Raw genomic sequence first — 25,036 nt, 5'->3', positions numbered from 1 at the left:
ATTTCACGCGAGGGGCTGGATACCGGGATGTGCTCGGAACGATGGCGGGCGTGTTCGTTGCGCTCGCCTATATCACGCTGGCCCTCCACTCTCATGCGAACGCCGCTACCGATAGTGCAGTTTGGCAAAATTTGCCAAATCGTGCTAGAGTCGTTTCATGGCCACGATGAACATTTCTCTACCGGATTCGCTGAAGGACTACGTCGACGAACAGGTCAGCGAGGGCGGCTACGGCACGAGCAGCGAGTACGTCCGCGAACTGATCCGAAAGGACCAGGATCGCAAGCGTCTGCGCGCGACGATCTTGCAAGGCGCGACGTCCGGCCTCGCAGCCCCTGTCGACGCCGACTACTTCGAATCGTTGCGCGCTCGCGTGCGTACTTCTCGCAAATGACGGCCAAGCCCGTCATCCCGACGCGGCTGGCCAGGCAGGACGTAGAGGACGAGGTGACGCACTACCTCGTGGACGAAGGCTCGGAGCAGGCAGCGCTCGGATTCATCGCGGAGATCGAGCAGGCATACGAGCGTCTCTCCAGGCACCCCAACATCGGGTCTCCCCGTTACGCGTACGAGCTGGACATCCCGGGCCTGCGTTCGTGGCCGCTTGATCGCTATCCGCACTTGATCTTCTACATTGAGCGCAAGGCTCACGTCGAAGTCTGGCGCGTGCTCAACGGCAAGCGTGATATTCCGGCGTGGCTGGAAAGCGACGACGGTGAGATCCATTGACACCGTCAGCACGGCACCAGGCCTGCGAGCAGCCTTCAGTGGCATCGCGGGCTTTTTCAACACGAAATCGGGTATTTGCCGCACGAGCTGGATGTGCGCCTCGCGCAGTTCGTCCGCCGTGGCTGTCGTCAGCCCTTCATCCGCGATGATCGCCGCAAGCGCGTCGCGGGTGTCCGGATCGTCATCAACTATGAGTGCATATGTCATCAGGAGCGGAAACCGGGAAACGGACGCAGCGGCTTAAGGGATTTAAGGGGCGTCGTCCCTGTCACTACATGGGTTCCTTTTGGTCTGCGCGTGGATGACGGCGCCCGACGTGCCCGTCTGCGAGCAGAAGCGCGCCACGCCAGTACTGCATTCAGGCATCAACGGGCATGAGACGTGGGAACGCCTCAACTGGTCCTTCGAGAGCTTTTGAGCGTGTCCGCCTCAATAAGCATCACCTTCGAATGCCGTGATGCGTTGATTTCGGCAGAGGGGCTGCGGAGGAGTGTTGTCTTACCAGCGCCTCCCGAAGCAGCAAGCAAGGAGAGCGTTCCATATCGAAGCGGCTTCGGTGGCATACCGCGCTCCGCGTTCGCGCGATTCCCCAACGTTCAGCGGTACTGGTCGTTATCCAGCATCAGGTGATCGATCCGTTCGCGCAGTTGCGGGTTCTGCGTCCGCAGCATGTCCGCCTCTGACGACGCCCGCAGCCGCACGGCATCGTTCTGCGACTTGAGGAATTTTTCTGTACCGGCGAGCCGCTCGACCGCCCGAGCGAGCGACTCCGCGTCACGACCCGAGGCCGCAATTGCCTGACGCAGGTCCCCGAGCATCGCGTTGACGTGTTCACCCGCGAGATCGCGCGCGGCCTGTGCGGCGCCAAACTCTACGGCGCAGTTCACCCCATTTCCTTCTCTCGCCGACGGACCCTCACGCGCGCGTCCTCGAACGCCGCAGTCGTGCGCTGCAACTGCAGCACATCGGCGCTCACTACCGTCGAGCTGTCAGGAGGAACGGGCTCTTGCAAAAAAGCGAAGTCGGGATTTGACCAGCCGAACAAGCGGCCCAATCTGTTCAACCGCGCCTCAGCCCGTCTCGAGTTCCGCAAACAGCCAGTCCTGAAAGCTCTTCAGCTTTGGCAAATCCGCGCGCGATTTGAGCAGGTTCAGCGTGTAGCCATTCACCCTCAATCCTTCGAGTCCCAACGGCGCCACCAGCGTGCCTGTCTCCAGTTCACGCTGCACGAGCAGCAGGCTCTCGAGACACACGCCCATGCCATCGGCCGCCGCGCTGATCGCCATGAACGAGCGATCGAAGCGCGGACCGCGCGTGATATCGAGCACAACCTTGCGATGCAGCCGCATCCAGTCGCGCCAACCGACGAGACACCCTTCGCTGTGAATCAGTGTGTGATTTTTCAGATCCGCGACCGTGCGGATCGGATGCTCGCCGTTCGCAAGCCGCGGCGAGCATAACGGCACGATCGTTTCGAGCGGCAAGTCGAGCACCATTGTCCCTGCCGGTTGGAGCCGCCGCGCGCCATAGCGGATATCGATATCGACAGCCTCCTTGATCAGATCGACAGGCGCGGATGACGCATTCAACCGCACATCGATATCCGGATGCATCGCACTGAACCGCGCGAGCCGCGGCATCAGCCATTGCGTCGCGATGCTCGGCGTCGCGTGCACAGTGAGGATGTCGCTCTTCTCGACGCGGCCGATATCGCGCGTGGCCTTGTCGATGCGTGCGAACGCCGCGCCGATTTCCTCTGCATATAGCCGTCCCGTATCCGTGAGGATCACCGCGCGATGCACGCGGTGGAAGAGCCGCACGCCCAATTGATCCTCCAGCAGTTTGATCTGGTGACTGATCGCAGAGGGTGTCACGAACAGTTCGTCTGCTGCGACTGCGAAGGACGAAAGCCGCGCAGCAGCCTCAAACGCCTGAATAGACTTGAGTGTGACGCGATTGTGCATTGCAGCGCTCGGTTGAATTCAATTCACTGATGAGCCACTTTAATTCGTTTGAGCCAATGTGTTCAAGCAGATACGCTTTCAATCACTCGCAGCGCTTTCGAAGCAAGGGATTACCCGAATCTGCGAGCACGACGAAGCATCCCGCCACGAATCACTCCGCGCCTGGCCCTCACCGAGCCAGGCGCCGCAAGAAGGAGACACGCGTGAATACGAGCGAAGCCGGGCGCACCGCCCAACTCGCGGAACACGCCTACCGCATCCGCCGCAACGCGCTGCTGATGGGCGAAGTACAGGGCCAGGGCTATATTGGCCAGGCGCTCGACATTGCCGATGTACTGGCCGTCGCCTACTTCGGCGCCATGCGTTACAGCCCCGAAGATCCCGAATGGGAAGGCCGCGACCGCTTCCTGCTGTCGAATGGTCACTACGCGATCGCGCTATACGCGGCCCTCTTCGAAGCCGGCATCCTGCCCGCCGACGAACTCGAAACCTACGGCAGCGACGACAGCCGCCTGCCGATGTCCGGCATGGCCAGCTACACGCCCGGCATGGAGATGTCGGGCGGCTCGCTCGGCCAGGGCCTGACGATCGCCGTCGGCCGCTGCCTGGGTCTGAAACGCAAGCGCTCGGATGCGTTCGTCTACACGCTCTTTTCCGACGGCGAGCTCGACGAAGGCGCGATCTGGGAAGGCATCATGTCCGCCGCGCACTGGAAGCTCGACAACCTGATCGCGATCGTCGACGTGAACAACCAGCAGGCCGACGGCCCATCGACGCAGATCATGGCCTTCGAGCCGCTCGTCGAAAAGCTCGAAGCGTTCGGCTGGTACACGCAGCGCGTGAACGGCAACGACATCGACGCCGTCAAGCAGGCCTTCGACAACGCCCGCAATCACGATAAGGCGCAACCACGCATCATCGTCTGCGATACGAAGATGGGCTGCGGCGTGCCGTTCCTCGAAGAGCGCGAAAAGAATCACTTCATCCGCGTCGATGCGCACGAGTGGAAGCTCGCGCTCGAAGCACTCGATGCCGGGAGGCAAGCATGAGCACCGTCGCCAAGAAGCGCCTGAAAACCTCTGCGATGATCGCGTCGATCGCGGGCGAAGGCCAGGCCACACGTTCCGCGCCGTTCGGCCACGCGCTCTCCAGATTGGCACGCACGAAGACCAGCGTGATCGGCATGACGGCCGACCTCGGCAAATACACCGACCTGCACATCTTCGCGAATGAATTTCCCGCGCGTTATTACCAGATGGGCATGGCCGAGCAGCTCCTGTTCGGCGCTGCGGCAGGCTTCGCGCACGAAGGCGCGCAGCCGTTCGTCACGACCTATGCCGTGTTCGCGACGCGCCGCGCGTACGATTTCATCCATCAGACGATCGCCGAAGACAACCTCGACGTGAAGATCGTCTGCGCATTGCCGGGGCTCACGACGGGCTACGGCCCGAGCCACCAGGCGGCAGAAGATCTCGCGCTGATGCGCGCGATGCCGAACATGACGGTGATCGATCCGTGCGACGCGCTCGACATCGAGCAGATGGTGCCCGCAATCGCCGCGCACAAAGGCCCCGTCTATGCTCGCCTCTTGCGCGGCAACGTGCCCGTCGTGCTCGACGAATACGACTATCGCTTCGAACTCGGCAAGGCCAAGCTCTTGCGCGACGGCAACGACGTACTGCTGATCTCCTCCGGGATCATGACGATGCGCTCGCTCGAAGTCGCGAAGGCGCTGGAAGCCGACAACATCGGCGTCGGCGTGCTGCATGTGCCGACCATCAAGCCGCTCGATACGGCAACCATCCTGCGCGAAGCGAAGCGCACGGGCCGCATGGTGATCGTCGCGGAAAACCATACGGTGATCGGCGGGCTTGGCGAGGCGGTGGCCCGCGCGCTGCTCGTCGCGGGCGTCACGCCGCCGTTCCGGCAGATCGCGCTGCCCGACGCGTTCCTCGACGCGGGCGCGCTGCCCACGCTGCATGACCGCTACGGCATCTCGACCGAAACGATGTGCGACACAATCAAAGGCTGGCTGGGCTAGTACCCGACTAGCACGCGATAGCCGCATTACCCCACTTATTCAAGAATTCATTATCAGGAGAACAGCATCATGTCAGAGTCGCGTCTTCTCGACGGCAAGGTCGCCGTCATTTCCGGTGCAGCATCGCCGCGTGGTATCGGCATGGCCACCGCACGCATGTTCGCGAAGCACGGCGCGAAAGTCGCGATCCTCGATCTCGACGCATCGGCGGCACGCGACGCCGCGGCATCGATTGGCCCCGAGCATCGCGGCTATGCGTGCAACGTCACCGACAAGCAGGCGTGCCAGGCCGCCGTCGAACAGATCGTCGCCGACTTCGGCGCAATCGATGTGCTCATCAATAACGCGGGCATCACGCAAGCCGTGAAGCTGCTCGATATCGACTCGGAAAGCTGGGACCGTATTCTCGATGTGAACCTGCGCGGCGTGCTGTATCTGTCGCAAGCCGTCGTGCCGCAGATGAAGAAACAGAAGAGCGGTTCGATCGGCTGCATGTCATCGGTGTCCGCGCAGCGCGGCGGCGGCATTCTCGGCGGTCCGCACTATTCGGCGGCGAAAGCGGGCGTGCTCGGTCTCGCGAAAGCGATGGCGCGTGAGCTCGGCACCGATGGCATCCGCGTGAACTGCGTGACGCCCGGCCTGATTCAAACCGACATCAACGCGGGCAAGATCAGCGACGACAAGCGCGGCGAGATTCTTGCAGGCATTCCGCTGAATCGTCTCGGCGTGCCGGACGACGTGGCCGGCGCGTTCCTGTTTCTCGCGTCGCCGATTTCGTCGTACATCACGGGCGCTGTCATCGACGTGAACGGCGGCATGCTGATTCACGGCTGATGCGCGGATAACGCCAGAGGCGCGCGGCCGGGTCCGGCCAGCCGCGCGCGAAGCAAGCAGCAGTAGCCGGACGCAGACAAACGCGCCGCAGAGCGTGTTGTCCGGGTTAGACAACTACACCGATACATCACAAATCCGTATTGGAGGAGCACATCATGAGCAACCGCTCGACCATCCGCACCGGCATCGACCGACGCACGTTTCTGAAAGCGGGCGCAAGCGTCGCCGCAGCAGCACCGCTCTGGGGCCTGTCGATCCGACGCGCATCGGCGGCCGACTTCTCGTACAAGCTCGCGACGGGCCAGGACCCGACGCACCCGGTCAACATCCGCGCGCAGCAGGCTTGCGACAAGATTCGCGCCGCGACCAACGGCAAGCTAGACATCAAGGTCTTCCCGGCGAATCAGCTCGGCTCGGATACCGACCTGCTGTCGCAGGTGCGAAGCGGCGGCGTCGAGTTCTTCAACCAGGCGTCGTCGATTCTCGCGACGCTCGCGCCCGCCGCCGGCATCGTCAACACGGGCTTTGCGTTCCCCGACTACGGCACCGTCTGGAAAGCGATGGACGGCGATCTCGGCGCGTACATCCGCGCGCAGATCGAGAAGACGGGCATCGTCACGGTGTCGAAGGTGTGGGACAACGGCTTTCGCCAGATCAGCTCTTCGACGCGCGTCATCAAGAAGCCGGGCGATCTCAAGGGCTTCAAGATCCGCGTGCCGCAAGCGCCGATGCTCACGTCACTCTTCAAGGCGCTCGATGCCGGCCCTGCCCCGATCAACTTCAACGAGCTGTATTCGGCGCTGCAAACGGGCGTCGTCGAAGGACAGGAGAACCCGCTGCCCATCATCGCGACGGCCAAGCTCTACGAAGTGCAGAAGTCGATCAGCCTCACGTCGCACGTGTGGGACGGCTACTGGATTCTCGGCAACAAGCGCGCATGGGAAAAGCTGCCCGCCGACATGCGCGCCATCGTCACGCGCGAATTCGAAGCGGCAGGCATGCTGGAACGCGCGGATATCGCGAGCCTGAACGGGTCGCTGCGCAACGATCTGAAGGCCAAGGGCATCAATGTCGTCGATGTGGACCGCCAGGCGTTCCGCGACGCATTGCGCAAAACGAGCTTCTATAGCGACTGGAAAGCGAAGTATGGAGACCAGGGCTGGAGCACGCTCGAAAAGTACGTCGGAAAACTGGTATGAACACCATGCACACCGCAACTTTCCCTCAACCGTCGCCGCGTCGCATCGTCAATACGATCGACACGGTGCTCGGGTACATGGTGGAGATTCCGGCCGCGCTGCTGGTCGTCGCCGAAATCTTCGTGCTGCTGGCGGGCGTGACGAGCCGTTATGTGCTGCGTATGCCGCTCGTCTGGTCCGATGAACTCGCGTCGATGCTGTTCCTCTGGCTCGCGATGCTCGGCGCCGTGGTCGCGCTGCGGCGGGGCGAGCATATGCGGATGACGGCACTCGTCGGCAAGGCATCGCCGTCCGTGCGCGCGTTTCTCGAGCTCGTCGCGATCGGCGCTCCCCTTGCGTTCCTGCTGCTCGTGATCGGACCCGCTGTCGAGTTCGCGCAGGACGAAGGCATCATCACGACGCCCGCGCTGGAAATCTCGAACACGTGGCGCGCGGCGGCGCTGCCCATCGGCTGCGTGCTGATGCTCGTCGTCGCGTGCCTGCGCCTCATTCGCGTGGCCAACTGGCACATGACGCTCGCAGCGCTCGCGGCGGTGGCCGCGATCGCGGGCGCTTTCGTCGCGATGAGTCCCGTGCTGCACGATCTGGGCAACGTGAACCTGCTGATCTTCTTCGTGGGTCTCGTCGCGCTGTGCGTGCTGTCGGGCGTGCCTATCGCGTTCTCGTTCGGCCTTGCGACGTTCGGCTATCTCGCGCTGACGACGAGCACGCCGCTGAGCGTCGTCGTCGGACGGATGGACGAAGGCATGTCGCATCTGATCCTGCTCTCGGTGCCGCTCTTCGTGTTCCTCGGGCAACTGATCGAGATGACGGGCATGGCCAACGCGATGATCGCGTTTCTCGCGAGCCTGCTCGGCCACGTGCGCGGCGGTCTGTCGTATGTGCTGGTCGGCGCGATGTATCTCGTGTCGGGCATCTCCGGCTCGAAGGCGGCCGACATGGCCGCCATCGCGCCCGTGCTGTTCCCCGAGATGAAGGCGCGCGGCGCGAAGCCGGGCGACCTCGTCGCGCTGCTCGCCGCCACGGGTGCGCAGACGGAGACCATCCCGCCGAGCCTCGTGCTGATCACGCTCGGCTCCGTGACGGGCGTGTCGATCTCCGCGCTCTTCACGGGCGGCATGCTGCCCGGCATCGTGCTCGCGATCACGCTGTGCTCCGTCGTGTGGTGGCGCTATCGCGGCGACGATCTGTCGAATGTGCGGCGCGCGGCGCGTGGCGAAGTGCTGCGCAAGCTCGCGATCGCCTTCCCCGCGCTTGCGCTGCCGTTCGTGATTCGCCTCGCGGTCGTCGAAGGCGTCGCGACGGCGACGGAAGTCTCGACGATCGGCATTGCGTATGCGGTGCTTGCGGGCCTGTTGATCTATCGCCGCTTCGAATGGTCGCGCCTGAAGCCGATGCTGATCGACACGGCCGCGCTCTCCGGTGCGATCCTGCTGATCATCGGCGCGGCGACGGGCATGGCATGGGCACTCACGCAGTCCGGCTTCTCGGGCCAGCTTGCGCAGGCGATGGCCAAACTGCCCGGCGGCGCCGCGATGTTCATGGCCGCGTCGATGCTCGTGTTCATCGTGCTCGGCAGCGTGCTCGAAGGCATTCCCGCGATCGTGCTGTTCGGCCCGCTGATGTTCCCCATCGCTCGGCAGATGGGCATTCACGACGTGCATTACGCGATGGTCGTGATCCTGTCGATGGGCGTGGGCCTGTTCGCGCCGCCATTCGGCGTTGGCTACTATTCCGCGTGCGCCGTGAGCCGCATCCATCCCGACGAAGGCATGAAGCCGATCATCGGCTACATCATCGCGCTCGTGATCGGCCTGATCGTCGTCGCGGCCGTGCCGTGGATCTCGATCGGCTTCCTGCACTGACGCATTGCGCTGCGTCTCTGTCTTCCCCCGAAGACGCAGCGCCCTCTTCCTTCTTTCAACACTTGCGATAGCCGCCGCCCACGAGGCGCAGCGGCAAGGAGAAGTCATGTCCGACATCATGCCGTTGCACGCAACGCGGCCGCTCGCCAACGCGATCCGCTTCCTGGCCATCGATGCCATCGTGCGTGCCGGCGAAGGCCATCAGGGCGTGCCGCTCGGCATGGCCGAAATCGCGACGGCGCTGTTCACGCAGCATATGAAGTTCAACCCAGCCGATCCGCAATGGCCCGATCGCGATCGCTTCGTGCTGTCCAACGGACACGGCTCGATGCTGCTGTACGCACTGCTGCATTTGACGGGCTATGCGGAGTTCGGCATCGATCAGATCAAGACCTTCCGCGAGATGGGCTCGCATTGCGAAGGCCATCCAGAGTTCGATCCCGCAGCCGGAATCGAAGTCACGACGGGGCCGCTCGGACAAGGCATTGCGAACGCGTTCGGCATGGCTGTCGCCGAGGCTTATCTGAACGCGAAGTTCGGAGACGAGATCGTGAATCACTACACGTATGCGTTCGTCGGCGATGGCTGTCTGCAGGAAGGCGTCGGCCAGGAGATGATTTCGCTCGCGGGACACCTGAAGCTCGGCAAGCTGATTCTCTGCTGGGACGACAACCGCATCACCGACGACGGCAGCACGTCGCTGTCGATCAGCGAAGACGTGAGCGAACGGTTCCGCGTCGCGGGCTGGCACGTGATCGAAGTCGACGGGCACGATCTCGATGCCGTCGCCGCAGCGTTCGCGCAAGCGAAGCGCGATCCGCGTCCGTCGATGCTTGCGTGTCGCACGGTTATCGCGCGCGGCATCGCACGCTTGCAGGGACAGCGCGGCGGTCACAGCGGCAAGCTGTTCGCAGCCGATGCCGATGCGGCACGCGACGAACTGGGCTGGCCGCATGCGCCGTTCGAGATTCCGCATGACGTGCTGCAAGCCTGGCGTGCCGCGGGAAGGCGCAGCGAAAGCGAATATCTCGCGTGGCATGAGCGCCTCGCCGCATTGCCCGACGACGCGCGCGCCGAGTTCGAGCGCATTCAGGCAGGCCGTTTGCCCGAAGGCTGGCAGCGAGTCCTCGAAGACTACAAGAAGCGGGCGGTGGACAAAGGCGAAGCCCAGGCGGGCATCATGATTTCCGCTGAGATCAACGATCTGCTTGCACAGTTGCCGGAACGCATGGTCGGTTGCGCAGACCTCGAAGCGCCGACGAGCCACAAGCGCAGCCTGCATGCGTTCACTTCGGAAGACCGCAGCGGCGCCTACGTGCATTGCGGCGTGCGCGAACACGTGATGGGCGCGATGGCGAACGGCATGGCCGCGCACGGCGGCGTGATACCACTTGCCGTCACGTACCTCGCGTTCTCCGACTATGAACGCCCCGCGATGCGCATGGCCGCGCTGATGGGCCTGCCCGTGAAGTTCGTGTTCAGTCACGATTCGATAGGTGTCGGCAAGAATGGACCGACGCATCAGCCGGTGGAGATACTCGCTTCGCTGCGCGCGATGCCGAACATGCAAGTGTTCCGTCCCGCCGATGCCGTCGAAGCTGCCGAATGCTGGGCACTTGCGTACAAGCATCGCAGCGGACCGAGCACGATGGTGTTCGCGCGTCAGACGCTGCCGCTCGTGCGCACGCGCCTGAGCACCGACAACCTGTGCGCGCGCGGCGGGTATGTCCTCGCCGAGTCCGAAGGCGGCAAGCGCCTGGTCACGCTGCTAGCGACGGGCTCGGAAGTCGCGGTGGCCGTCGCGGCGCGCGAACGTCTGCAACAGGAAGGCATTCCCACCGCCGTCGTCTCGCTCCCCTGCTGGGAACTGTTCGACGCGCAGGACCGCGAATATCGCAAAGCTGTGCTCGGCGCGAACACCGTGCGCATCGGTGTCGAAGCCGCCGTGCGCTTCGGCTGGGACCGCTATCTCGGCGAACGCGGCGGCTTTGTCGGTATGACGGGATTCGGTGCGTCAGGCCCTGCCGAAGCGCTGTACGAACACTTCGGCATCACGCCAGCGCATATCGTCGCTGAAGCAAAGCGTCATCTTTGATCCGCCCTCATCGAGCCACTCCAACAGGAACCAGCATGCAGAAAATCGTCTTCCTCGACCGCGCGACACTCGCGCCACAGATAAAGCTCGCACGGCCGGCATTCGAACACGAGCTCGTCGAATACGGGCACACGCAGGCCGATCAGGTCGCCGCGCGTCTTGACGGCGCAACCATCGCCATTACCAATAAGGTGCCGCTGACCGCCGATGTGATCGCGCAATTGCCGTCGTTGAAGCTCGTCGCCGTCGCCGCGACGGGCACCGATTGCGTCGACAAGGAAGCGTGCGAACGTCACGGCATCAAGGTGTCGAACATTCGCGGCTATGCACTGAACACCGTGCCCGAGCATACGTTCGCGTTGATGCTCGCGCTGCGCCGCAACTTGATCGCGTATCGCGACGACGTGCTGAACGGCGAGTGGCAGAAGTCTGGCCAGTTCTGCTTCTTCAATCACGCGATACATGATCTCGGCGGCATGACGCTCGGCATCATCGGCGAAGGCGTGCTTGGTCAGCGCGTGGCCGAGATTGCGAAGGCGTTCGGTATGCGCCCGCTGTTCGCTGCGCACAAGGGCCGCGAAGGACTCGGACCGCTCTACACGCCATGGGACGAAGTGCTCGCGACGAGCGACGTCATCACGATACACAGTCCGCTGACGCCACAAACGCGCGGCATGCTCGCGATGCCCGAGTTTCGCGCGATGCAGCGCACGCCGCTTGTGATCAATACGGCGCGCGGCGGGCTCGTCGATGAAGACGCGTTGGTGCGCGCGCTCGACGAAGGGCTGATCAGCGGCATAGGCTTCGATGTGCTGTCGAGCGAACCGCCCGGCGACGACAATCCGCTGATGCGCATTGCGAATCGGCCGAATGTGATTGTGACACCGCATGTCGCGTGGGCGTCGGATGAGGCGCAGCAGGCGCTCGCCGATCAGTTGATGGATAACATCGGCGGCTTTATGCGCGGTGCGCCTGTCAATATTGTCGTTTAGTGTCCGCGATCGGCGTGGTTGTGGTTCGCCTGGCTTTTCGCCGGCATCGTCCCTCAACGACCGCGAATGTCAGCTCTACCCGTGGCTGGTCGCATATTTTCGACCCGTTGCCTGCGGCCCTCGACTCGATCGTCAAGAAAACTGCTAATCATGAACCCCTCACCTCGGCGCAGATGAGGTCTGCGCGTGCTTTCGAGTGAGGCCGCGCATCCGCGCAATCGACGACAACAGGATCATCCTATCCTGCCGCCTTCGTGGCATGTCAGAGTAGCGAGGAGCCTCTATCGTGGAGCATCCCATGTCCGCCACCGAAGCATCCACCCTTCTCTACCGCCCCTTCACCGTCGATGACATCGCCGCCGCACATGCGCTGTCACTCCACGTCAAATGGCCGCATCGCGCCGATGACTGGCGCTTCGTGCTGGATGCCGGCGCGGGTTTCGTCGCGCAGGATGGCGAGCGTGTGGTCGGCACCGCGCTGTGCTGGAAGTATGGCGGCGACGGCGGCTCGCTCGGCATGGTGATCGTCGCACCCGATCAACAGGGCAAGGGCATCGGCCGCAAGCTGATGGACCTGCTGCTCGAAGCGCTCGGCAATCGCATCACCGTTTTGCACGCGACGCCCGCGGGCGAGCCGCTGTATGCAAAGCTCGGTTTCAGGCGCATCGGTGCGATTCATCAGCATCAATCCGCCGATTTCACTGCGCCTCGCGTCGAGTTGCAGACAGGCGAAAGCGTGCGCGCAATCGAGCCGCGCGATACGCCAGCGCTCGTCGCGTTCGCATCGCGCGCGAGCGGGCTTGACCGAAGCGCGCTGCTGCCTTCGCTCCTGAACGTCGCCCAAGGCGTTCTGCTCGAACGGGATGGCGAAACAGTGGGCTTCGCGCTCATTCGCGACTTCGGGCGCGGCCACGCGATCGGCCCGGTCGTTTCCATCACCGCCGACCAGCAACACGTGCGCCGCGCGCAGGCGCTCATCGCCCACTGGCTCGCGCATAACGAAGGCAAGTTCACCCGCATCGACACGCCGGACGAAAGCGGTCTGTCGGACTGGCTCGAAGGCGCCGGCCTCAAACGCGTCGATACGGTCATCAAGATGGCGCGCAACGGCACGCTGCAGCACGATGCATCCGTCGCGCAATTCGCGATCATCAACCAGGCGCTGGGCTGATTCATGACCATCCTCTATAAGGCCGATCCCGAACGCGGCAGGCAATGGGCGCGACGCTTCGCGCAAAAAGCGCCGGACATGCCGTTCCGTTTGTGGCCGGATATTGGCGATCCCGCTGCCGTGCGCTATCTCGCCGCGTGGCAGCCGCCCGCCGATATCATGCAGACTTTGCCCAATCTCAAAGTGATCTTCTCGGTGGGCGCGGGTATCGATCAGTTCGATCTGTCGAGCGTGCCGCCGCACGTCGCGGTTGTGCGCATGACCGAGTCGGGCATCGCCGAAAGCATGGTGGAATATGTGACGCAGGCGGTACTCACGATTCATCGCGACCTCTTCGATTACGCCATGCAGCAGCGCGAGCGAGTATGGCGCGAAAGGCCAGTACGCGCGGCGTCGACGCGGCGAATCGGCGTGTTGGGACTCGGCATGCTCGGCACGGCGGTGCTGAACACGCTGCGTCTTTTCGGCTTTCCTTGCGCAGGCTGGAGCCGTTCGCCGCACGAAATAGAAGGCGTCGAATGTTATGCGGGCACCGAATCGCTCGATGCCTTCCTCGCGCGCACCGATATCCTCGTGTGCCTGCTGCCGCTCACGGATGCCACGCGCGGTCTCATCGGCAAGCGCGTGTTCGGGGCGCTGCCCGAAGGTGCGTCTTTCATCAACGTGGGGCGCGGCCCGCACGTGATTCAGCAGGACTTGCTCGATGCGCTCGACAGCGACCATCTTCACGCCGCAATTCTCGACGTAACCGAGCCCGAACCGTTGCCGCCGACGCATCCGTTCTGGACGCACCCGCGGGTTCGCCTGACGCCGCATATCGCGAGCGCGACGCGCCCCGAGACCGCCGTTGACGTGGTGCTGGAAAATCTGCGCCGCCATCGCGCGGGAGAGCGCATGATCGGTGAGATCGACCGCACGCGCGGCTACTGAAACCGCTGCGCGAAGCGCGTAGCACAAAATGCTGCAAGCCCCCTGCAAAACGCCGCATTTGCGCTTTTTGGGGACTTTTTTGGCGATGCGCGCGATGCGGCTCTGCCGATAGTATGAAACGGTCACGAGCCAATTCGAACACTGTCCGCACAAAGAGAGAGCCGCATCATGTCGATCAAGTCGCTTGTCGAGTCCGACCGTAAGCATCTGATTCATCCCGTCGTCAGCTACCGTGCGCATGAGGCGCGCGGCGTCACCGTGCTCGATTCCGCCGATGGCGTGTTCCTGCGCGATATAGAAGGCAATCAGCTACTGGACGCGTTCTCCGGCCTGTGGTGCGTGAACACGGGCTATGGGCAAGCGAGCATCGTCGAGGCCGCCGCGAAGCAGATGACGAAGCTGCCTTACGCGACCGGCTACTTCCATTTCGGCTCCGAGCCCGCGATCGAACTGGCCGCGAAGCTCGTGGAACTCGCGCCTGCATCGCTGCAACACGTGTACTTCACGCTCGGCGGGTCGGATGCGGTCGATTCCGCCCTGCGCTTCATCACGCACTACTACAACGCGACGGGCCGTCCGTCGAAGAAGCACTGCATCGCGCTGCAACGCGGTTATCACGGATCGTCGTCGTTCGGTGCGGGCCTGACCGCGTTGCCCGCGTTTCATCGCAACTTCGATCTGCCGCTTTCGACGCAGCATCACATTCCGTCGCCGTATGCCTATCGTAATGACTACGCCGATGACGCCGCGCTCATCGACGCATCGGTGAAAGCGCTCGAAGCGAAGGTCGCGGAGCTCGGCGCGGACAACGTCGCCGCATTCTTCTGCGAGCCGATTCAAGGCTCGGGCGGCGTGATCGTGCCGCCCGCCGGCTGGCTGAAGGCGATGCGCGAAGCATGCCGCAAGCTGGAGATCCTCTTCGTCGCCGATGAAGTCATCACGGGCTTCGGTCGCACCGGCCCGCTCTTCGCATGCGACGGCGAAGGCGTCGAGCCCGATCTGATGACGGTCGCGAAGGGCCTCACCGCGGGCTACGCGCCCATGGGCGCAGTGCTCATGTCCGATGCGGTGTATCAGGGCATCGCCGATGGCGGCGATGTATCGGCCGCGATCGGTCACGGCCACACGTACTCCGCGCATCCGGTGAGCGCGGCCATCGGTCTCGAAGTCATGCGGCTCTATCACGAAGGCGGTCTGCTCGCGAACGGCCAGGCGCGGGCACCGCGTTTCGCGCAGGGACTCGATGCGCTGCTCGACCATCCGCTCGTGGGCGATGCGCGTCATCGTGGCCTGCTCGGCGCGCTCGAACTGGTCGCCGACAAGGACAGCAAGCGTGGCTTCGATGTATCACTGAAGCTTCCAGACCGCGTCGCCGCGGCGGCGTATCGCAATGGCCTCGTGTTCCGCGCGTTCGGCGACAACATTCTCGGCTTCGCGCCAGCGCTGTGCTATACGGAAGCGAACTTCGACATGATGTTCGAGCGTCTCGCCAAAACGCTCGACGACGTGCTCGCACAAAGCGACGTGCGCGCCACATTGAAGGGCGTTTCCGGATGTGGTTCTCGCGCGGCCGCGTGATAACATCGACCGACCGCCGACATGCAAGACCAAACCCGCCACGATGAGCAACGACAGCAAGCTGGACCGAATCGATCTGCGTATCCTTTCGCAATTGCAGAAACGCGGGCGCATCACGAACGTGGAGCTCGCCGATGCAGTTGGACTGTCGCCCAGCCCTTGCCTGATTCGCGTGAAGCGGCTGGAGAAGGCGGGTTATATCGTCGGCTATGGTGCGCAGATTCAACTGGAGAAACTCGGCGACGTGCAGGTGGTCTTCACCGAAGTCACGCTCGCCGATCATCGCCGCGAGGACTTCATCAACTTCGTCAATGCGGTGAGGGATGTCGACGAGATCGTCGAATGTCATCTCGCGAGCGGCGGTTACGACTACCTGCTCAAGTTCGTCACGCGCAGCGTGAGCCACTATCAAAGCATCATCGAGGGGCTGCTGGAGCGCGGCATCGGCATCGAAAAGTACTTCAGCTACGTCATCATCAAGACGGCATTCGTGAAGTCGCATTACCCGCTCGAAACACTCTTTTCGCAGCACCATCACTGAGGCGCGCGCCTCTTACTCTCTTTATCGAAAGCACGCACGCGCTTTATGCACGTGCGTGCTTTTTCTCGTCTATCAACTTCACGCGGAGTAATTCATGTCCAGCATCTATCGCATTGCCGTGATTCCGGGCGACGGCATCGGCAAGGAAGTGATGCCCGAAGCTTTGCGCGCGCTCGATGCCGTAAGCAAGCGATTCAACATCGCGCTGGAATACCGGCACATCGAGTGGGCGAGCTGCGACTACTGCGCGCAGCACGGCCAGATGATGCCCGACGACTGGAAAGCCCAGTTGCAAGACGCCGATGCGATTCTGTTCGGCGCGGTGGGCTGGCCGCAGACGGTGCCGGACCATATTTCGCTGTGGGGCTCGCTGCTCAAGTTCCGCCGCGAGTTCGACCAGTACATCAATCTGAGGCCCGCGCGTTTGTTCGATGGCGTGCCCTCGCCGCTCGCGAACCGCAAGGCGGGCGATATCGATTTCATGATCGTGCGCGAGAACACCGAAGGCGAGTACTCCTCGGTCGGCGGCGTATCGTTCGAAGGCACCGAGCGCGAGTTCGTGTCGCAGACTTCCACCTTCACGCGCAAAGGCGCGGAGCGTGTGTTGAAGTTCGCGTTCGATCTGGCGCAGAAGCGCGAGAAGAAAATCACCGTGGCGACGAAGAGCAACGGTATCTCGATCAGCATGCCGTGGTGGGATTCACGCGCCGCTGAAATCGCCGCGCAATATCCGGACGTCGCATGGGACAAGCAGCACATCGACATCCTGTGCGCGCGCTTCGTCCTGAATCCGGATCGCTTCGACGTGGTCGTTGCCACGAATCTTTTCGGCGACATTCTCTCGGACCTCGGCCCGGCGTGCACGGGCACGATCGGCATCGCGCCATCGGCGAACATGAATCCCGAGCGGACTTTCCCGTCGCTGTTCGAGCCCGTGCATGGGTCCGCGCCGGATATTGCGGGCAAGGGCATTGCCAATCCGATCGCGATGATCTGGTCCGCCGCCATGATGCTCGATTTCCTCGGCGAGCGCGAAGCCCACGATGCGATGCTTGCCGCGATCTCGGCGGTATTGAAGGAAGGCCCGCGCACGGGCGATCTGGGCGGCACGGCAAAGACGACGGAAGTCGGAGCAGCGATTGCGCAACTGCTCGCCTGATCTTTCTGGAGACCATCATGACGCAACGATATGAGTTGAGCGACCTGATTCGCACCGACAACTTCATCGACGGCAAATGGATGCCCGCCGCGAGCGGCAAGCGCTTCGCCGTCACCGATCCCGCGACGGGCGAAGTCATCGCGCGAGTCGCCGACAGCGGCCCCGCCGATGCACGCGCCGCTACCGACGCCGCCGCCCGCGCCTTCCCCGCCTGGCGCGATACCCTGCCGAAGGATCGCGCGGCCGTGCTGCATCGCTGGCATGCGTCGATCGTCGAAAACGCGGACGCGCTCGGGCGTCTCATCTCGCTCGAACAAGGCAAGCCATTCGCCGAAGGTCGTGGCGAAGTGATGTACGGGGCGTCGTATGTCAAATGGTTCGCGGATGAAGCCACGCGCATCTATGGCGATATCATTCCGCAGCAGCAACGCGGCAAGCGCATGAGCGCCGTGAAGGAGCCGGTGGGCATCGTCGCGGCGATCACGCCGTGGAATTTCCCTCTCGCGATGATCGCGCGCAAGATCGCCCCCGCGCTCGCGGCGGGCTGCACCGTCATCGGCAAGCCGGCGGAAGATACGCCGCTCACCGCGCTCGCGCTGGTGATGCTCGCGAACGACGCATGCGTTCCGGCGGGCGCGTTGAATCTCATCAGCGCATCGCGCGATAACGCGCAGGAAGCCGTCGCCGACTGGCTCGAAGACGGCCGCGTGCGCAAGATCACCTTCACGGGCTCGACACCCGTCGGCAAGTATCTCGCGCGCGAATCCGCGGGCACGTTGAAGAAGGTGTCGCTGGAGCTCGGCGGCAACGCGCCCTTCATCGTGTTCGACGACGCCGATCTCGATGCCGCCGTCGCCGGCCTCATGGCATCGAAGTTCCGCAACGGCGGACAGACGTGCGTGTGCCCGAATCGCGTGTACGTGCAGTCGTCGATCTATGACAGGTTCGCGGACTTGCTGGCGAAGCGCGTCTGCGCATTGAAGGTCGCGCCCGCGACGGACCTAGACGCGCAAATCGGCCCGATGATCAACGCGCGCGCGGTTGAGAAGATCGAGCGTCATGTGAACGACGCGGTGAAGCGCGGCGCGCGCGTGCTCACCGGCGGCAAGCGCCGCTCCGAACTTGGTGCGAACTATTACGCGCCCACGGTCCTCGCCGACGCCACGCCCGACATGCAGCTCAGCTGCGAGGAAACCTTCGGCCCGGTCGTGCCGCTTTTCCGTTTCGACGATGAAGCCGAAGCCATCCACGCCGCGAACAATACGCCCTTCGGCCTCGCATCGTATTTCTACAGCCAGGATCTGCGGCGCATCGACCGCGTGTCGCGTCTGCTCGAAGCAGGTCTCGTCGGTATCAACGAAGGCGCGATTTCGAGCGAGGCCGCGCCGTTCGGCGGCGTGAAGGAATCGGGCTATGGACGCGAAGGCTCGAAGTACGGTCTCGACGATTACCTCTCGATCAAGTATCTCTGCCAGGGTGGCCTCGAATGAACGCTTATCCGATCGAGATCACGTTTCCCGATATCAGTGCGCATGCGTCGGGCAGCGCGGGCGTGCCGTATGTGCATACGTTCGATTCGGGCATCGACGGCCCTCATGTGATGATCAACGCGCTCACGCACGGCAACGAAGTGTGCGGCGCGATCGTCGTCGACGAACTGCTGCGCGCGAAGCTGCGGCCGCGTCGCGGCAAGCTCACGCTCGCGTTCGCCAACGTCGATGCCTACGCGCGCTTCGATGCGGACAAGCCCGATACATCGCGCTTCGTCGATCAGGACTTCAACCGCGTATGGACCGCGCACACGCTCGACGACGCCTCGGCCGATTCGAGCGAGTTGCGCCGTGCCCGCGCGATGCGGCCTGTCATCGACACCGTCGATCTGCTGCTCGACTTGCACTCGATGCATGAGAAGAGCAAGCCCTTGATCGTCGCGGGGCCGCTCGACAAAGGCATCGAGTTATCGGCGAAGCTCGGCACGCCCGAGACCGTCATTTGCGATGAAGGACATCCCGAAGGCCGGCGCATGCGCGACTACGAAGGCTTCGGTGATCCATCGAGCAGGAAGAACGCGTTGCTCATCGAATGCGGACAGCATTGGGAAGCGAGCGCCGTTACGGTCGCGCGCGATGTGACGGCGCGCTTTCTCGTCCTGTCCGGCGTGGTCGCCAGGGAAGACGTGCCTGGCGCCTGGATTCAGGCATCGCCGAAGGAAATGCTCGTCGTGCGCGTGACTGCGCCCGTCGTCGCGAAGAGCATGGACTTCCGCTTCGCGGGCGACTACACCGGCCTCGAAGTATTTCCCAAAGCCGGCAGCGTGATCGGCTGGAACAATGGCGATCCCGTGAAGACACCCTACGACGACTGCATGCTCGTCATGCCCTCGCTGCGTCAGTTGCGGCCAGGCGTAACGGTTGTGCGGCTCGGCGAGATCGAACGGCGCATTCAATCCACCTAAGGGCGAGACCATGAAAGTTCAGCAGATCAGGCAGAGCATCGCGCTAAAAGGACTCGAAGACTGGGGCACGGCCGGATCACCGGGCACGCGGGAAATCAGGGTATCCGGCGTGCAGAAGGTCATTCCGGGCCGCGAGGCGATCGATACGGGCGTATTCGAATGCACGCCCGGCATCTATCGCCGCGCGGTCAAGGAGGCGGAAGTGATGCATTTTCTGGCGGGCAGCGGCCGCTTCACACCCGATGGCGAAGACACGATCCACTTCATGGGCGGCGACACGCTCTTCTTCGCGGCGAACACCGAAGGCACATGGGAAGTCGATGAAACCATCCGCAAGGTCTATGTCATCTTCTGAAGTGCGCTCATGCGTGCGCGAGTGGATCATACGGGAAGCGCTAGACGGCATGCGCGTCGTCGAGAGCAAATACCCGTGTCTCGGCTTGCGCGACGCGCTTCTTCAAACAGGCATCAAGCTCGGCTGAACGCGCCTTCTGGCGCGTGCGCTCCACAAAGGCACTCGGCGTCATGCCGCACAAGCGCTTGAAATGCCGCGCGAGATGGCTTTGATCGAAAAAGCCCACCTCCGTCGCGACGACCGATCCGGGCACGCCCGCCAGCAATAAGGTCTGTGCGCGGCGCACGCGCAACGCGCACAGATACCTGTACGGCGAGAGCCCGAATTGCTCGCGAAACACCGTCGCGAAGCGCGATACGCTCAGCGCCGAGAGATCCGCGAGCTGCGCGAGGCTCACGGTCTTGTCGAAATTGGCTTCGATATAGGCAAGCGCGTCGACCAGATTGGCTTGGCTCATGATGAAGTCTCGGAAGTAACCGATTCGGCGTGCGTCGACGAAGCGCGCTGAAATCGTCTGATGGAAAACGAAGCGAGATCGATGGGCGTGCTGCCCGTATCGAGCAACTCGGCGAGCGTTTCGCCGACGCCCGGGCCAATCTGGAAACCGGAGCCAGAAAAGCCAAATGCATAGAACAAACCATCTGCTTTCGAGCTCGGGCCGATCACAGGCTCCGAATCCGGCAGATAACTTTCCACGCCACTCCACACGCGAATCACATGCAGCGGACGCATCGCGGGGACCATGCGGAGGAACTGCGCCATCTGCGCAACGGTGTTGTCAGGCACCACGCCCGCGCGGCGGGTCGTTGCATCCACCGGGACGGACAGACCGCCGCCCAGCACGATATTTCCGCGCGCTACCTGCCGGAAATACACGCTCTCTTCCTTGATCGACGTGTACACGCCCATCGAGCATTTGAACACGTAAGGCACGGGTTCCGTCACCGCCATTTGCGGGCCACGCGCGACGAGCGGCACGGGCTCGCCAAATTGCGTCGACAGCGCATTGGCCCATGCGCCCACGCAAATGAGTACTTGCTCCGCGCGATACTCATCGCCCGTTGCGCTTTCCACACGAAAGCCGCCTGCGTCCTTTTCTACGCGCACCACCTCTGTGTTCTCAACGATGTGCGCGCCGAGCCGCGCCGCCGCGCGTCCGAACGCGGGCGCGGCAAGGCGCGGGTTCGCGTGACCATCGAGCGGCGAGACGGATGCGGCAAGTACATCGCGGCCGAGAAACGGAAAGCGCCTGAACATCGCCGCGCCGTCGAGCACTTCGAGATCGAGGCCATAGGCGCGCGCATCGGCGGCATAGCGATGAAAGTATTCGGCGTCATGCGCGTGATAGCACACGCGCGTATGGCCCGATGGCAGGAATTCGATATCCTCGCCGAGCAATTCGCGTGAACGCCGCCATGTTTCCAATGCGCGGTTCGACATGGCGAGCTGTTCGAGTGCGCGTCCTTGCCGGCGCACGCCGCCGAAATTCACGCCGCTCGCCTGCTGCCCCGTCAAACCCCGTTCGAGCAGAATCACCGAGCGCTGGCGGCGGCGCAGAAAAAACGCAGTCGTCGTTCCGACGATGCCGCCGCCGATCACGATCACATCGGCGCGCCCGTTCATTTGCTCGTCTCCATGTCCTGGTGCGGCGCGAGCGCCATTGGCAAAGGTTTGACCGGTGCCTGGCCACGCAGGCGGCCGACCGCTTCCAGCGGCACGCGCGCTTGCGCAGCGATGACTTCCGCGCCCGCATGCGCGCAGAAGCGGCCCTGGCATCGGCCCATGGCGACGCGTGAGAATGCCTTCGCGCGATTCGCTTCGTTGGCGCCCATCTCATTCACGACGCGTCGCAGCTCGCCTGCCGTGATCGCTTCGCATCGGCAAACGATGGTTTCATCCGGCAACGTCGCGGCGAATCGCGCGGGCCACGGAAACGCCGTGCGCAAGCCCGCGGCAAAGCGCGTAAAGCGTGCTAGTTGCATGCGTAACATGCCGGCTTCGGTATCATCGTGCCTCAGGCCGATGTCCTTCAATGCAGCCAAAGCCGCGAGCCGTCCGGCGCGCTCAGCCGCATCCGCGCCGCGCACGCGCGCGCCATCGCCTGCAAGATAGACGCCTTTCACATTGCTGCGGCCGTCCTCATCCGCGACGGGAAGCCATTGCTGCAATGCCCGATCGAAACGGAATTCGCAGCCCGCGAGATCGGCCAGTTGGGTTTCGGAGCGCAAGTGATAGCCGAGCGCGACGGCATCGCATTCAACTTGCAGCATCGCGCCGTTGGCCTGCTTCACGCGCACGCCTTGCACACCATCCTGCGGCGTGCCTTCGATCCCAACCGGCGTAATGCCGCGATGAATCGGCACGCGCGCATCCTTGAGCACGCCCAGCAACGCGATGCCCTTTTTGAGCGCCGATGGAATCGCGAGCAATTGCGGCAATGCGCGCAGGCGCTGTGCGAATGTCGAGGTATCCAGCACCACGCTCACTGTCGCGCCCGCCTTCACATATTGCGCGGCGACCAGATACAGCAGCGGTCCCGTGCCCATCATCGCGACGCGCGCGCCGATCGCGCAGCCCTGCGATTTCAGTGCGACCTGTGCGCCGCCAAGGCTATACGTGCCCGCGAGATGCCAGCCGGGAACGGGCATCAGGCGATCCGTCGCGCCGCTGCAGATGATGAGCGCATCGAACGCGATCTTGCGATGATGCGTGCCGCTCACCACATGGACGGCGTCAGGCTCGACGTTCCACACGAGCGTGTCGGGCACATAGTCGATCTTTGCGCGCAACGCATCGAAATCGCGATGCAATGCACGCGCACGTTGCGCTTCGGTGCCGTACAACGTCTCATACGTGCGCGTGAAGCCTTCCGGCTGACGACGATAAATCTGCCCGCCATCGCGCCGGCCTTCGTCGATGACCACAGGACGCAAGCCCGCCTCGACAAGCGCCTGCGCCGCGCGCACGCCGGCCGGTCCCGCGCCGATCACGATCACAGTCGCGGCCATACGTCCTCCCCGGAAACCGCGAGCCGCGTGACAATCGACATGCCTTCGACCGCCTGCGTCGTGCACGCGCGCACACGGTCGCCGTCCGCGGTCCATACCCAGCAGTCCTGGCACGCGCCCATCACGCAGAAGCCCGCGCGGCGGCCATCGCCGAACTCGGAGTCGCGCAGGTCTTCCTGTGAAGTCAGCAGCGCGACCATCAACGTGTCGCCTTCGGCAGCGCGCGCGCGCCTGCCGTCGATGACAATTTCGAAAGTCCTGCGGCCCTTCTCCGCGACTCTGACGAAGCGTCCGCTCATGCCGTCACCGTTTCCATCGACTGCATGCGCGCGAGATCATCGGCGCTGTGGTGACAGAGAATCTGCGCACCCGAAGGCAAGGTTTTCTTCGCAGGCGGGGTGACGTTGCACTTGCCGTCGATGCGCGCCGCGCAGCGCGAGCGGAAGCAGCACAGCTCGGACGCATTGCTTTCAGGGCCGAGCGCGGGCAGTGCGGCGAGCGCCATCGCGCGCCGCGAATCGAGCCAGCCCGGACGCAGCGCAGGCACCGAATCGACGAGCAAGCCCGTGTACGGGTGATACGGCGGGTGCGAAAGCGCATCGCGCTGGCCGGCTTCGACGCACTGGCCCGCATACAGCACGATGACTTCATCGCAGATGGCGCGCACCGTCGAAATGTCATGGCTGATGAACATGTACGACACGTTCAGCTCGCGGCGCAGTTCCGCGAGCAGATCGAGGATCGCGGCGCCGACGACCGTGTCGAGTGCGGACGTCACTTCATCGCAGAGAATGAGTTCGGGATTCGCCGCGAGCGCGCGCGCGAGATTCACGCGCTGCTTCTGTCCGCCTGACAAGCCGCCCGGCTGGCGCTTTGCGATCGATGCGGGCAGCTTCACGAGATCGAGCAGTTCTAGCATGCGCTTTTGCGCGGGCGCGCCGCGCAAGCCGTGATAGAAGTTCATCGGCCTGGCGAGGATATCGGCGATGGTGCGGCTCGGGTTCAACGCGGTATCGGCGTTCTGGAACACGATCTGCACACGGCGATACTGGTCCAGTGTGCGCTCCGACAGCTTCGCCGGCAAGGGTTTGCCGTCGAGCAGCACGTCGCCGCGCGCACGATCGACGAGACCGGCAATCACGCGCGCAAGCGTCGTCTTGCCCGAGCCCGATTCGCCGATCACGCCGAGCGTGGTGCCGCGCGGAATCTTGAGGCTCACGTCATCGAGCACGCGCACGGCGGGCACGCCGTTCGCGTCGACGCGGCCATAACCCGCGCTAAGATTGCGAATCTCGAGCAGCGGCGTTTCCTTTGCGTCATCGGCCGCGCTGAGTTCGACTTCCGGGCGCCGTGTCGCCGCGAGCAGCTGACGCGTGTATTCGTCAGCGGGCGCATCGAGCACCTGCGCGGTCGTGCCGTTCTCGCGCACACGTCCGCCGTTCAACACGACGATGCGGTCCGCCATCTGCGCGACCACGGCCAGATCGTGCGATACGTACACCGCCGTCGTGCCCAGCTCCCGCACCACACCCTTGAACGCCGCGAGCACTTCGATCTGCGTGGTCACGTCGAGCGCGGTCGTCGGCTCATCGAACACGACGACTGCGGGACCGGTGATCAACGCCATCGCCGCCATCAGGCGCTGCAACTGACCGCCCGATACCTGATGCGGATAGCGATCGCCGATGGTGTCCGGATTCGGCAACGCCAGCGAACGGAACAGACCGATCGCTTTCTGACGCGCGGCAGCGGGCGTCATCAACTTGTGCAGCAGCGCGGGCTCGGTCACCTGATCCATGATCGTGCGCGCCGGATTGAAGCCCGCCGATGCGCTCTGCGCGACATATGCGATCGTGCGCGCGCGCAATGCGCGGCGGCCTTTTTCATCGAGTGCGAGCACATCGATATCGCCGATCTTCACGGACCCGCCCGCAATCGAACACCCGCCGCGCGCATGCCCGAGCAGGGACAACGCAATGGTCGTCTTGCCCGAGCCCGACTCGCCGATCAACGCGAGCACTTCGCCTTTCTTCACCGTGAAATCGACGCCGTTTACGATCTCGACGACGGGATCGGGCGCTACGCCCGCGACAACACGCAAGCCCTTTACTTCGATCATG

General features: G+C 63.6%; 25 protein-coding genes. 17 read left to right on the top strand and 8 right to left on the bottom strand.

Features of this window, described 5'->3' with window-relative positions; all coding sequences use genetic code 11:
• The first annotated feature begins 157 nt into the window (after positions 1–157).
• Entirely contained in the window at positions 158–394 is a 237-nt protein-coding gene (locus tag BN2476_RS29750; protein WP_087737794.1) for a type II toxin-antitoxin system ParD family antitoxin, read from the top strand.
• Positions 391–729, top strand: a complete 339-nt coding sequence (locus BN2476_RS29745) for a type II toxin-antitoxin system RelE/ParE family toxin (protein ID WP_087737793.1) — start codon at positions 391–393, stop codon at positions 727–729. The genes BN2476_RS29750 and BN2476_RS29745 overlap by 4 nt, the downstream gene beginning before the upstream one ends.
• A 392-nt stretch (positions 730–1,121) precedes the next feature.
• Here BN2476_RS29745 and BN2476_RS49745 read toward each other — a convergent pair whose 3' ends face one another.
• From BN2476_RS49745 to gcvA, 3 genes are all read right to left on the bottom strand, one after another.
• Positions 1,122–1,292, bottom strand: coding sequence for a zeta toxin family protein (locus BN2476_RS49745; RefSeq protein ID WP_369122655.1), 171 nt, complete (start codon positions 1,290–1,292; stop codon positions 1,122–1,124).
• Positions 1,293–1,325: 33 nt separating this feature from the next.
• Positions 1,326–1,616 carry a hypothetical protein gene (locus BN2476_RS29740; protein ID WP_175607939.1) on the bottom strand — a complete coding sequence of 97 codons (291 nt, stop codon included), beginning with the start codon at positions 1,614–1,616 and terminating at the stop codon, positions 1,326–1,328.
• A 183-nt stretch (positions 1,617–1,799) separates the two neighbouring features.
• Entirely contained in the window at positions 1,800–2,693 is an 894-nt protein-coding gene (gene gcvA, locus BN2476_RS29735; RefSeq protein WP_087737792.1) for a transcriptional regulator GcvA, read from the bottom strand.
• Between the two features lie 203 nt (positions 2,694–2,896).
• Here gcvA and BN2476_RS29730 point away from each other — a divergent pair, with 203 nt between their 5' ends.
• The 15 genes from BN2476_RS29730 to BN2476_RS29660 all read left to right on the top strand — a co-directional run bounded on the left by BN2476_RS29730 (position 2,897) and on the right by BN2476_RS29660 (position 19,908).
• Positions 2,897–3,742 carry a transketolase gene (locus BN2476_RS29730; protein ID WP_087737791.1) on the top strand — a complete coding sequence of 282 codons (846 nt, stop codon included), beginning with the start codon at positions 2,897–2,899 and terminating at the stop codon, positions 3,740–3,742.
• Entirely contained in the window at positions 3,739–4,734 is a 996-nt protein-coding gene (locus BN2476_RS29725; RefSeq protein WP_087737790.1) for a transketolase family protein, read from the top strand. The genes BN2476_RS29730 and BN2476_RS29725 overlap by 4 nt, the downstream gene beginning before the upstream one ends.
• Before the next feature lie 69 nt (positions 4,735–4,803).
• Positions 4,804–5,568 (top strand): SDR family NAD(P)-dependent oxidoreductase, encoded by a 765-nt coding sequence (locus BN2476_RS29720; protein WP_087737789.1) that lies wholly within the window; start codon positions 4,804–4,806, stop codon positions 5,566–5,568.
• Between the two features lie 155 nt (positions 5,569–5,723).
• Positions 5,724–6,767: a TRAP transporter substrate-binding protein gene (locus BN2476_RS29715; RefSeq protein ID WP_087737788.1), complete on the top strand. Its 1,044-nt coding sequence runs from the start codon at positions 5,724–5,726 to the stop codon at positions 6,765–6,767.
• A gap of 5 nt (positions 6,768–6,772) precedes the next feature.
• Positions 6,773–8,632, top strand: coding sequence for a TRAP transporter large permease (locus BN2476_RS29710; RefSeq protein WP_438942909.1), 1,860 nt, complete (start codon positions 6,773–6,775; stop codon positions 8,630–8,632).
• 118 nt (positions 8,633–8,750) lie between these two features.
• Positions 8,751–10,727, top strand: coding sequence for a transketolase (gene tkt, locus BN2476_RS29705; RefSeq protein WP_087737803.1), 1,977 nt, complete (start codon positions 8,751–8,753; stop codon positions 10,725–10,727).
• 35 nt (positions 10,728–10,762) lie between these two features.
• Complete coding sequence (locus tag BN2476_RS29700; RefSeq protein ID WP_087737786.1) at positions 10,763–11,719, top strand: D-2-hydroxyacid dehydrogenase; 957 nt, start codon at positions 10,763–10,765, stop codon at positions 11,717–11,719.
• 298 nt (positions 11,720–12,017) lie between these two features.
• Entirely contained in the window at positions 12,018–12,890 is an 873-nt protein-coding gene (locus tag BN2476_RS29695) for a GNAT family N-acetyltransferase (protein ID WP_087737785.1), read from the top strand.
• Positions 12,891–12,893: 3 nt separating this feature from the next.
• Complete coding sequence (locus tag BN2476_RS29690; protein WP_087737784.1) at positions 12,894–13,820, top strand: 2-hydroxyacid dehydrogenase; 927 nt, start codon at positions 12,894–12,896, stop codon at positions 13,818–13,820.
• 168 nt (positions 13,821–13,988) lie between these two features.
• Complete coding sequence (locus tag BN2476_RS29685) at positions 13,989–15,398, top strand: aspartate aminotransferase family protein (RefSeq protein WP_087737783.1); 1,410 nt, start codon at positions 13,989–13,991, stop codon at positions 15,396–15,398.
• Between the two features lie 43 nt (positions 15,399–15,441).
• Positions 15,442–15,939, top strand: a complete 498-nt coding sequence (locus tag BN2476_RS29680) for an Lrp/AsnC family transcriptional regulator (protein ID WP_087737802.1) — start codon at positions 15,442–15,444, stop codon at positions 15,937–15,939.
• 94 nt (positions 15,940–16,033) lie between these two features.
• Positions 16,034–17,098 carry a tartrate dehydrogenase gene (locus BN2476_RS29675; RefSeq protein ID WP_087737782.1) on the top strand — a complete coding sequence of 355 codons (1,065 nt, stop codon included), beginning with the start codon at positions 16,034–16,036 and terminating at the stop codon, positions 17,096–17,098.
• Positions 17,099–17,115: 17 nt separating this feature from the next.
• Positions 17,116–18,588 (top strand): NAD-dependent succinate-semialdehyde dehydrogenase, encoded by a 1,473-nt coding sequence (locus tag BN2476_RS29670; RefSeq protein WP_087737781.1) that lies wholly within the window; start codon positions 17,116–17,118, stop codon positions 18,586–18,588.
• Complete coding sequence (locus tag BN2476_RS29665) at positions 18,585–19,553, top strand: M14 family metallopeptidase (protein ID WP_087737780.1); 969 nt, start codon at positions 18,585–18,587, stop codon at positions 19,551–19,553. Before BN2476_RS29670 ends, BN2476_RS29665 begins: the two co-directional genes overlap by 4 nt.
• A 10-nt stretch (positions 19,554–19,563) precedes the next feature.
• Positions 19,564–19,908 (top strand): cupin domain-containing protein, encoded by a 345-nt coding sequence (locus tag BN2476_RS29660; protein WP_087737779.1) that lies wholly within the window; start codon positions 19,564–19,566, stop codon positions 19,906–19,908.
• 40 nt (positions 19,909–19,948) lie between these two features.
• Here BN2476_RS29660 and BN2476_RS29655 read toward each other — a convergent pair whose 3' ends face one another.
• The 5 genes from BN2476_RS29655 to BN2476_RS29635 are packed head-to-tail and all read right to left on the bottom strand — an operon-like array spanning position 19,949 to position 25,035.
• Positions 19,949–20,365, bottom strand: a complete 417-nt coding sequence (locus BN2476_RS29655; RefSeq protein WP_087737778.1) for a helix-turn-helix domain-containing protein — start codon at positions 20,363–20,365, stop codon at positions 19,949–19,951.
• Positions 20,362–21,531 (bottom strand): NAD(P)/FAD-dependent oxidoreductase, encoded by a 1,170-nt coding sequence (locus BN2476_RS29650; protein ID WP_087737777.1) that lies wholly within the window; start codon positions 21,529–21,531, stop codon positions 20,362–20,364. Before BN2476_RS29650 ends, BN2476_RS29655 begins: the two co-directional genes overlap by 4 nt.
• Positions 21,528–22,916: an FAD/NAD(P)-dependent oxidoreductase gene (locus BN2476_RS29645; protein WP_087737776.1), complete on the bottom strand. Its 1,389-nt coding sequence runs from the start codon at positions 22,914–22,916 to the stop codon at positions 21,528–21,530. Before BN2476_RS29645 ends, BN2476_RS29650 begins: the two co-directional genes overlap by 4 nt.
• Complete coding sequence (locus BN2476_RS29640) at positions 22,901–23,215, bottom strand: (2Fe-2S)-binding protein (protein ID WP_087737775.1); 315 nt, start codon at positions 23,213–23,215, stop codon at positions 22,901–22,903. Before BN2476_RS29640 ends, BN2476_RS29645 begins: the two co-directional genes overlap by 16 nt.
• Positions 23,212–25,035, bottom strand: coding sequence for an ABC transporter ATP-binding protein (locus tag BN2476_RS29635; protein WP_087737801.1), 1,824 nt, complete (start codon positions 25,033–25,035; stop codon positions 23,212–23,214). The genes BN2476_RS29640 and BN2476_RS29635 overlap by 4 nt, the downstream gene beginning before the upstream one ends.
• Position 25,036: the final 1 nt, after the last annotated feature.

Source organism: Paraburkholderia piptadeniae, from assembly GCF_900007165.1.
GTDB lineage: Bacteria > Pseudomonadota > Gammaproteobacteria > Burkholderiales > Burkholderiaceae > Paraburkholderia > Paraburkholderia piptadeniae.
Note: the sequence above shows the minus strand (reverse complement) of the source record. Positions and strands in the feature narration are given on the sequence as shown.

Bases quoted from the DNA above. Each gene is read 5' to 3' on its own strand.
- BN2476_RS29725 (WP_087737790.1), top strand. From the start codon at position 3,739: ATGAGCACCGTCGCCAAGAAGCGCCTGAAAACCTCTGCGATGATCGCG.
- gcvA (WP_087737792.1), bottom strand. From the start codon at position 2,693: ATGCACAATCGCGTCACACTCAAGTCTATTCAGGCGTTTGAGGCTGCT.
- BN2476_RS29680 (WP_087737802.1), top strand. From the start codon at position 15,442: ATGAGCAACGACAGCAAGCTGGACCGAATCGATCTGCGTATCCTTTCG.
- BN2476_RS29655 (WP_087737778.1), bottom strand. From the start codon at position 20,365: ATGAGCCAAGCCAATCTGGTCGACGCGCTTGCCTATATCGAAGCCAAT.
- BN2476_RS29715 (WP_087737788.1), top strand. From the start codon at position 5,724: ATGAGCAACCGCTCGACCATCCGCACCGGCATCGACCGACGCACGTTT.
- BN2476_RS29745 (WP_087737793.1), top strand. From the start codon at position 391: ATGACGGCCAAGCCCGTCATCCCGACGCGGCTGGCCAGGCAGGACGTA.
- BN2476_RS29710 (WP_438942909.1), top strand. From the start codon at position 6,773: ATGCACACCGCAACTTTCCCTCAACCGTCGCCGCGTCGCATCGTCAAT.
- BN2476_RS29695 (WP_087737785.1), top strand. From the start codon at position 12,018: ATGTCCGCCACCGAAGCATCCACCCTTCTCTACCGCCCCTTCACCGTC.
- BN2476_RS29640 (WP_087737775.1), bottom strand. From the start codon at position 23,215: ATGAGCGGACGCTTCGTCAGAGTCGCGGAGAAGGGCCGCAGGACTTTC.
- BN2476_RS29660 (WP_087737779.1), top strand. From the start codon at position 19,564: ATGAAAGTTCAGCAGATCAGGCAGAGCATCGCGCTAAAAGGACTCGAA.
- BN2476_RS29685 (WP_087737783.1), top strand. From the start codon at position 13,989: ATGTCGATCAAGTCGCTTGTCGAGTCCGACCGTAAGCATCTGATTCAT.
- BN2476_RS29645 (WP_087737776.1), bottom strand. From the start codon at position 22,916: ATGGCCGCGACTGTGATCGTGATCGGCGCGGGACCGGCCGGCGTGCGC.
- tkt (WP_087737803.1), top strand. From the start codon at position 8,751: ATGCCGTTGCACGCAACGCGGCCGCTCGCCAACGCGATCCGCTTCCTG.
- BN2476_RS29635 (WP_087737801.1), bottom strand. From the start codon at position 25,035: ATGATCGAAGTAAAGGGCTTGCGTGTTGTCGCGGGCGTAGCGCCCGAT.
- BN2476_RS49745 (WP_369122655.1), bottom strand. From the start codon at position 1,292: ATGCCACCGAAGCCGCTTCGATATGGAACGCTCTCCTTGCTTGCTGCT.
- BN2476_RS29750 (WP_087737794.1), top strand. From the start codon at position 158: ATGGCCACGATGAACATTTCTCTACCGGATTCGCTGAAGGACTACGTC.
- BN2476_RS29670 (WP_087737781.1), top strand. From the start codon at position 17,116: ATGACGCAACGATATGAGTTGAGCGACCTGATTCGCACCGACAACTTC.
- BN2476_RS29690 (WP_087737784.1), top strand. From the start codon at position 12,894: ATGACCATCCTCTATAAGGCCGATCCCGAACGCGGCAGGCAATGGGCG.
- BN2476_RS29650 (WP_087737777.1), bottom strand. From the start codon at position 21,531: ATGAACGGGCGCGCCGATGTGATCGTGATCGGCGGCGGCATCGTCGGA.
- BN2476_RS29665 (WP_087737780.1), top strand. From the start codon at position 18,585: ATGAACGCTTATCCGATCGAGATCACGTTTCCCGATATCAGTGCGCAT.
- BN2476_RS29675 (WP_087737782.1), top strand. From the start codon at position 16,034: ATGTCCAGCATCTATCGCATTGCCGTGATTCCGGGCGACGGCATCGGC.
- BN2476_RS29700 (WP_087737786.1), top strand. From the start codon at position 10,763: ATGCAGAAAATCGTCTTCCTCGACCGCGCGACACTCGCGCCACAGATA.
- BN2476_RS29720 (WP_087737789.1), top strand. From the start codon at position 4,804: ATGTCAGAGTCGCGTCTTCTCGACGGCAAGGTCGCCGTCATTTCCGGT.